This window comes from Aeromicrobium sp. IC_218 (assembly GCF_004336805.1).
GTDB lineage: Bacteria > Actinomycetota > Actinomycetes > Propionibacteriales > Nocardioidaceae > Aeromicrobium.
The window spans coordinates 66,091-72,330 of the sequence record NZ_SJXM01000015.1 but is presented as its reverse complement, the minus strand read 5'-3'; the positions used below and the strand labels follow the sequence as shown (position 1 = coordinate 72,330).

General features: G+C 70.5%; 8 protein-coding genes and 1 tRNA gene. 8 read left to right on the top strand and 1 reads right to left on the bottom strand.

The window, feature by feature from the left end; translation table 11 throughout:
* Window positions 1–137: 137 nt before the first annotated feature.
* Entirely contained in the window at window positions 138–1,184 is a 1,047-nt protein-coding gene (locus E0W78_RS14510) for an adenosine deaminase (RefSeq protein WP_278249440.1), read from the bottom strand.
* A gap of 157 nt (window positions 1,185–1,341) precedes the next feature.
* On the opposite strand from E0W78_RS14510, the gene E0W78_RS14505 reads away from it, so the two are divergent.
* The 8 genes from E0W78_RS14505 (at window position 1,342) to rplL (ending at window position 6,052) form a co-directional block, all read left to right on the top strand.
* Window positions 1,342–1,414, top strand: a tRNA-Trp gene (locus E0W78_RS14505).
* 30 nt (window positions 1,415–1,444) lie between these two features.
* Entirely contained in the window at window positions 1,445–1,663 is a 219-nt protein-coding gene (gene secE / locus E0W78_RS14500; protein WP_242686366.1) for a preprotein translocase subunit SecE, read from the top strand.
* Between the two features lie 31 nt (window positions 1,664–1,694).
* Window positions 1,695–2,513, top strand: coding sequence for a transcription termination/antitermination protein NusG (nusG, locus tag E0W78_RS14495; protein ID WP_242686365.1), 819 nt, complete (start codon window positions 1,695–1,697; stop codon window positions 2,511–2,513).
* 52 nt (window positions 2,514–2,565) lie between these two features.
* Entirely contained in the window at window positions 2,566–2,994 is a 429-nt protein-coding gene (rplK, locus tag E0W78_RS14490) for a 50S ribosomal protein L11 (RefSeq protein ID WP_019143686.1), read from the top strand.
* Between the two features lie 67 nt (window positions 2,995–3,061).
* Window positions 3,062–3,778 (top strand): 50S ribosomal protein L1, encoded by a 717-nt coding sequence (gene rplA, locus E0W78_RS14485; RefSeq protein WP_131404641.1) that lies wholly within the window; start codon window positions 3,062–3,064, stop codon window positions 3,776–3,778.
* 163 nt (window positions 3,779–3,941) lie between these two features.
* A complete protein-coding gene (locus E0W78_RS14480) occupies window positions 3,942–4,748 on the top strand; it encodes an LppX_LprAFG lipoprotein (RefSeq protein WP_131404640.1) in 807 nt (268 codons plus the stop codon).
* Window positions 4,749–4,979: 231 nt separating this feature from the next.
* Entirely contained in the window at window positions 4,980–5,606 is a 627-nt protein-coding gene (gene rplJ, locus E0W78_RS14475) for a 50S ribosomal protein L10 (protein WP_019143683.1), read from the top strand.
* 56 nt (window positions 5,607–5,662) lie between these two features.
* Window positions 5,663–6,052 (top strand): 50S ribosomal protein L7/L12, encoded by a 390-nt coding sequence (gene rplL, locus E0W78_RS14470; RefSeq protein WP_131404639.1) that lies wholly within the window; start codon window positions 5,663–5,665, stop codon window positions 6,050–6,052.
* Window positions 6,053–6,240: the final 188 nt, after the last annotated feature.

Here is a 6,240-nt window from a genome sequence, read left to right as displayed (position 1 = left end):
GGGGGCGGGCCGTCGGGCTGGGCGCCCCACGACGGCGTCCCGCCCGCAGGCGGGTCGGACGGCTGGGGGTCACCGGGACGCTGCGGTCCGTCGGCTCCGTCGGGGGTCCCGGGCTCCTGGCTGCTCACCGGGCCAGACTAGCCGCGCAGCCACTCCTCGACGGCGGCCAGCGCCGGCTCCCGCACGTCCTGCGGCGCGCGGCTGGCGCGCAGCGACATGCGGGCGAGCTCGGCGAGCTCGGCGTCGCTGAAGTCCTGGGCCGCGCGCAGCAGGGCGTACTGGCCGGCCAGGCGCGAGCCGAACAGCAGCGGGTCGTCGGCGCCGAGGGCGACCTGGACGCCGTGCTCGACGAGCGTGCGCACCGGCACCTCCTCGATCGTCCGGTAGACGCCGAGGGCCACGTTCGAGCTGGGGCAGACCTCCAGGGCGACGCCGGCGGCAGCGACGCGGTCGAGCACCCGCGGGTCCTCGCTGGACCGGACCCCGTGCCCCAGCCGGTCCGGGTGCAGGTGGTCCAGGCACTGCGTGACGTGCGCCGGGCCCAGCAGCTCGCCGCCGTGCGGCACCGAGGCCAGGCCCGCTCGGCTCGCGATGGCGAAGGCGGGGGCGAACTCCTCGGTGACGCCGCGGCGCTCGTCGTTGGACAACCCGAAGCCCAGCACCCCGCGGCCGGCGTACTGGGCGGCGAGACGGGCGAGCGTGCGGGCGTCCAGCGGGTGCCGGGTGCGGTTGACGGCGACGACGACGCCCATCCGCAGGCCGGTGCTGCGCTCGGCCTCGCGCACGGCGTCCAGCACGAGGTCGGTGAACGCGGTGATGCCGCCGAAGCGTCCGCCGTAGCCGGAGGGGTCGACCTGGATCTCGGTCCAGACCGCACCGTCGGCGACGTCGTCCTCGGCCGCCTCGCGCACCAGGCGGCGCACGTCGTCCTCGGTGCGCAGCACGGAGCGGGCGACGTCGTACAGCCGCTGGAAGCGGAACCAGCCCTTCTCGTCGGTCGCGGCCAGCTGCGGCGGCCACTCCTCCACGAGCGAGGGCGGCAGGCGGACGCCGTCGCGCTCGGCGAGCTCGAGCAGCGTCGCGTGCCGCATCGACCCGGTGAAGTGCAGGTGCAGGTGCGCCTTCGGCAGCGCGGTCAGGCTGCGCGGCCCGCTCGGTCGGTCCTGCGCTCGGTCGGTGCCCACGGCCGCGACGCTACCGCGTCCGCGAGGCGCCCTCACGCCCGGCGGGCCACCGGTTCGACTTCGTGCGGACGCACCCTCTACACTTGACCGCACCGGTGAATTGTCACGCTGACTTGCCATGCCCTCGTGCGGGCGGGTCGACGTGGTGGGGCACCGAACGGCACTAGCTCAACTGGCAGAGCATCGGTCTCCAAAACCGAAGGTTGGGGGTTCAAGTCCCTCGTGCCGTGCGACCGAGGACACGACGAGAGAAGGCACCAGTGAGCGAGCACCACGAGGCAGTCGCCAAGCGCGGCCGCACGTCGCCGATCACGTTCTACCGCCAGGTGGTCGCCGAGCTGCGCAAGGTCGTGTGGCCCACGCGCCCGCAGGTCGTGCAGTACTTCTTCGTCGTCCTGGTGTTCGTGCTGGTCATGATGGCGATCGTGTCCGGCCTGGACTACGGGTTCGGCAAGGCCGTCTTCGCGCTCTTCGCCTGAGCCCCCGCAACCGAGGATCGAGAGACTTAACGTGACGCAGCCATTCGACGACACCGCCACCGACGAGGTCGCGGCCGACGAGGTCGACGCCGTCGAGGACCCCTCCGCGGAGGCCCGCGAGGCCGACGACCACGCGCCCGAGTCCGACGAGGCGGCCGAGCCGACCGTCGACGACGAGACGCCGGTCGAGGTCGACGACGCCGACGAGGCGGAGGCTGCGGCGGACGTCGAGGACGCGCAGGACCCGCTCGAGGAGTTCCGCGACCGCCTGCGCACCCAGCCCGGCGACTGGTACGTCGTCCACACGTACTCCGGCATGGAGAAGCGCGTGAAGGCGAACCTGGAGAACCGGATCGTCTCGCTCAACGCCGAGGAAGACATCTTCGAGATCGTCGTGCCGACCGAGGAGGTCGCCGAGATCAAGAACGGCCAGCGCAAGCTGGTCAAGCGCACCGTGCTGCCGGGCTACGTCCTGGTCCGCATGTACCTCACCGACGAGTCGTGGGGCGTCGTCCGCCACACCCCGTCGGTCACCGGGTTCGTGGGCAACTCCCACCAGCCCGTCCCCCTGAGCCTCACCGAGGTCGAGCAGATGCTCGCCCCGGTGCTGGAGGCCGAGGCCGCTCCGGCGGCGACGTCCTCCGACCAGCCCGTCGCGAAGACCCCCAAGGTCGAGTTCTCCGACTTCGTCGTCGGCGACTCCGTCATGGTCGTCGATGGCCCGTTCGCGACGCTGCACGCCACGATCACCGAGATCAACATCGACGCCGCGCGGGTCAAGGCCCTCGTGGAGATCTTCGGTCGTGAGACCCCGGTCGAGCTGAGCTTCACGCAGATCCAGAAGGTCTGAACCGGCCCGGTTCGTCCACCCGACAGTCACACAAGCAAGGACCCGAACACACATGCCTCCCAAGAAGAAGGTCGCTGCCCTCGTCAAGGTGCAGCTCCAGGCCGGCCAGGCCAACCCGGCCCCGCCGGTCGGTACGGCTCTCGGCCCGCACGGCGTCAACATCATGGAGTTCTGCAAGGCGTACAACGCCGCCACGGAGTCCATGCGCGGCAACGTCATCCCGGTCGAGATCACGATCTACGAGGACCGCACGTTCTCGTTCATCACCAAGACCCCGCCGGCCGCCGAGCTCATCAAGAAGGCCGCTGGCCTGCAGAAGGGCTCGTCCGTCCCGCACACCGACAAGGTCGGCAAGCTCTCCAAGGACCAGGTCCGCGAGATCGCCACGACCAAGCTGCCGGACCTGAACGCGAACGACATCGATCAGGCCATGAAGATCATCGAGGGAACCGCCCGCTCCATGGGCATCACCACCGACTGATCCACCCCCTCCCGTGGCAGGGCCAGCTGGGCCCGGACCACTCCTGGTACACAGAAAGAAGCCAGTCATGACACAGCGTTCCAAGGCGTACCGCGCGGTCGCCGACAAGATCGACCGCGACGCGCTCTACTCCCCGGTGGCGGCCATCGAGCTCGCCACCTCGTCGACCGCCGGCAAGTTCGACCAGACCGTGGACGTGTCCATGCGTCTGGGCGTCGACCCGCGCAAGGCCGACCAGATGGTGCGCGGCACCGTCAACCTCCCGCACGGCACCGGCAAGACCGCCCGGGTCCTGGTCTTCGCCACCGGCGCCAACGCCGACGCCGCCCGTGAGGCCGGCGCCGACCACGTCGGCGCCGACGAGCTCGTCGAGAAGGTCAGCGAGGGCTGGCTCGACTTCGACGCGGTCGTCGCCACCCCCGACATGATGGGCAAGGTCGGTCGCCTCGGCCGCGTCCTCGGTCCGCGCAACCTGATGCCGAACCCGAAGACGGGCACGGTCACCCCCGACGTCGCCAAGGCCGTCGGCGACATCAAGGGCGGCAAGATCGAGTTCCGCGTCGATCGCCACGCCAACCTGCACTTCATCATCGGCAAGTCCTCGTTCAGCACGCAGCAGCTGGCCGAGAACTACGCCGCCGCCCTCGAGGAGGTGCTGCGGCTCAAGCCCAGCAGCTCCAAGGGCCGCTACATCAAGAAGGTCACCGTCTCCACGACGATGGGTCCGGGCGTCCCCGTCGACCCGAACCGCACGCGCTCGGTGGCCAGCGACGACGAGGCCTGATCGCCTCTCGCTCCACGTTCGTGGCCCCCTGTCCGCTCCGGCGGGCAGGGGGCCACGGCCGTCCGGGGAGGTGTTCTCCGAGCGGCGGCGTCCGGTGGGCACGCCGTATGCTCGCGGTGCGGGTGACCGCCCGCGCACCAGCACCCGGGGGAGAGGTCCACCTATGAAGGCACGTCGTCCGTCCATGCTCGCCGCCACCGCGCTCGCGGCGGCGCTCGTCCTGGGGGCCTGCGGCTCCGACGGCGACGCGGAGAAGACGTCCTCGGACTCCGGCTCGGCGTCGTCGTCGAAGGACGCCGACCAGGCGAGCACCCTGACGAAGGACGACTTCGCCGAGCGGGTGGCCGCCGCGCAGGTCGAGGCCGGCACCAGCCACATGACGATGACGGTCGACGCCGCCGGGCAGAAGATCACCGGCGAGGGCGACGTCCGGGTCAGCGACGACCCGGCCGAGACCGCCGTCGCGATGAAGATGGACACCGGCCAGACCGGCGCCATGGACCTGGTCCTGGTCGACCAGGTCATGTACATGCGCCTGGGCGAGCTGACGTCCGGCAAGTACGTGAAGATCGACCTCACCGACGACAGCAACCCGATCGGCAAGCAGTACGGCAGCCTGGTCGACCAGCTCGACCCGTCCGCCCAGGTCGAGCAGCTGGACCAGGCCATCTCCGGCTTCGAGGCCACCGGCGACCCGGTCGAGATCGACGGCGTCCAGGCGCAGCCGTACGAGGTCACCGTCGACACGTCCAAGCTCGCCGAGTCCGGCGCCGCCCAGGGCGCGGCGGGCATGCCGGCGACGATCCAGTACACGATGTGGATCGGCCCGGACGACCTCATCCGTCGCATGACGACCACCAGCGCCGGCCAGGTCACCGTCGACTACAGCCAGTGGGGCGAGGACCTCGACATCGCGGCCCCGAAGGCGTCCGAGATCAGCAGCGAGGACCCGTTCGCGGCGATGTCCTGAGCCACGCCGCCGGCCCCCGTCCCGACCGATTTGGTCGGGGCGGGGGCCGTCGCGTAGCATGGCGGAGCCGAAGACCGCTGGTTGGCGACTCACCCGAGTCTCCCCAAGTGCCCGCAAGGGCGGCCCGCGCAGGTTCACGACAGCGACATCTCATCGCGCCCCGTGGCCCTGTGCCCGGGGCGTTTCTCGTGGGCTCAGCACTCGGCACTGATCTGTGCTGGAAGGAGACCCATGGCACGCCCGGACAAGGTTGCGGCAGTCGCCGAGCTCGCGGACAGCTTCCGCGAGTCGAACGGCGCCGTCCTCACCGAGTACCGCGGTCTCACCGTGAAGCAGCTGCAGGACCTGCGGCGCTCGCTCGGTGGGAACGCGAGCTATGCCGTCGCGAAGAACACGCTCACCAAGATCGCCCTCAGGGACGCCGGCATCGACTTCGACGAGTCGCTGCTGACCGGACCGACCGCCATCGCCTTCATCACGGGCGACCCGGTGGAGGCGGCCAAGGGACTGCGTGACTTCTCGAAGGCCAACACCCCCCTCGTCCTCAAGGGAGGCTTCCTCGACGGGAAGTCGCTCTCGGCGGACGAGATCAACAAGCTGGCCGACCTCGAGTCGCGCGAGGTCCTCCTCGCCAAGCTCGCGGGCGGCATGAAGGCGAACCTGTCGAAGGCCGCCGCACTGTTCAACGCGCCGCTCTCGAAGACCGCTGCGACGGTCTTCGCGCTGCAGAGCAAGGCCGAGGCGGACCCGTCCGTCCTGGCCGGCGGCGCTGCCCCGGCTGCCGAGGAGACCGTCGCGGTCTCCGAGGACGCCACCCCCGCCGAGGCCCCCGAGGCCGAGGCCACCACCGAGGGCTGAAGCCCGATCCACCATCGGGACCCCCTCGGGGTCTCTAGTCAGGAAGGACGCCAACCATGGCGAAGCTGAGCACCGACGAGCTGCTGGATGCTTTCAAGGAAATGACGCTGATCGAGCTCTCCGAGTTCGTGAAGCAGTTCGAGGACACCTTCGACGTCACCGCGGCCGCTCCGGTCGCCGTTGCCGCGGCCCCGGCCGCCGGTGGCGCCGACGCCGGCGATGCCGCTGCTGAGAAGGACGAGTTCGACGTCGTCCTCGAGTCGGCCGGCGACAAGAAGATCCAGGTCATCAAGGAGGTGCGTGGCCTCACGAGCCTCGGCCTCAAGGAGGCCAAGGACCTCGTCGAGGGCGCCCCGAAGGCGATCCTGGAGGGTGTCAACAAGGAGACCGCCGAGAAGGCGAAGGAGGCCCTCGAGGCCGCCGGCGCCACGATCACCCTCAAGTGATCGCACGCGTCGCGGGCTGACCGCGACGCAGGCACCTCCGACGAGAGGCGCTCACCCCGCAGGGGGTGGGCGCCTCTCGCGCGTCCCGGGCCGGTTCCGTACTCGTCCGTAACCTGCTTCGTCCCAAGTCGTTGAAACCTGTGTCCTGGGCCACACTATGGTCCTGACTCGCGCAGGGAGAGGCGCGG

Coding starts and splice junctions, on each gene's coding strand:
- rplK (WP_019143686.1), top strand. CDS start 2,566: ATGCCTCCCAAGAAGAAGGTCGCTGCCCTCGTCAAGGTGCAGCTCCAG.
- rplA (WP_131404641.1), top strand. CDS start 3,062: ATGACACAGCGTTCCAAGGCGTACCGCGCGGTCGCCGACAAGATCGAC.
- E0W78_RS14480 (WP_131404640.1), top strand. CDS start 3,942: ATGAAGGCACGTCGTCCGTCCATGCTCGCCGCCACCGCGCTCGCGGCG.
- rplJ (WP_019143683.1), top strand. CDS start 4,980: ATGGCACGCCCGGACAAGGTTGCGGCAGTCGCCGAGCTCGCGGACAGC.
- rplL (WP_131404639.1), top strand. CDS start 5,663: ATGGCGAAGCTGAGCACCGACGAGCTGCTGGATGCTTTCAAGGAAATG.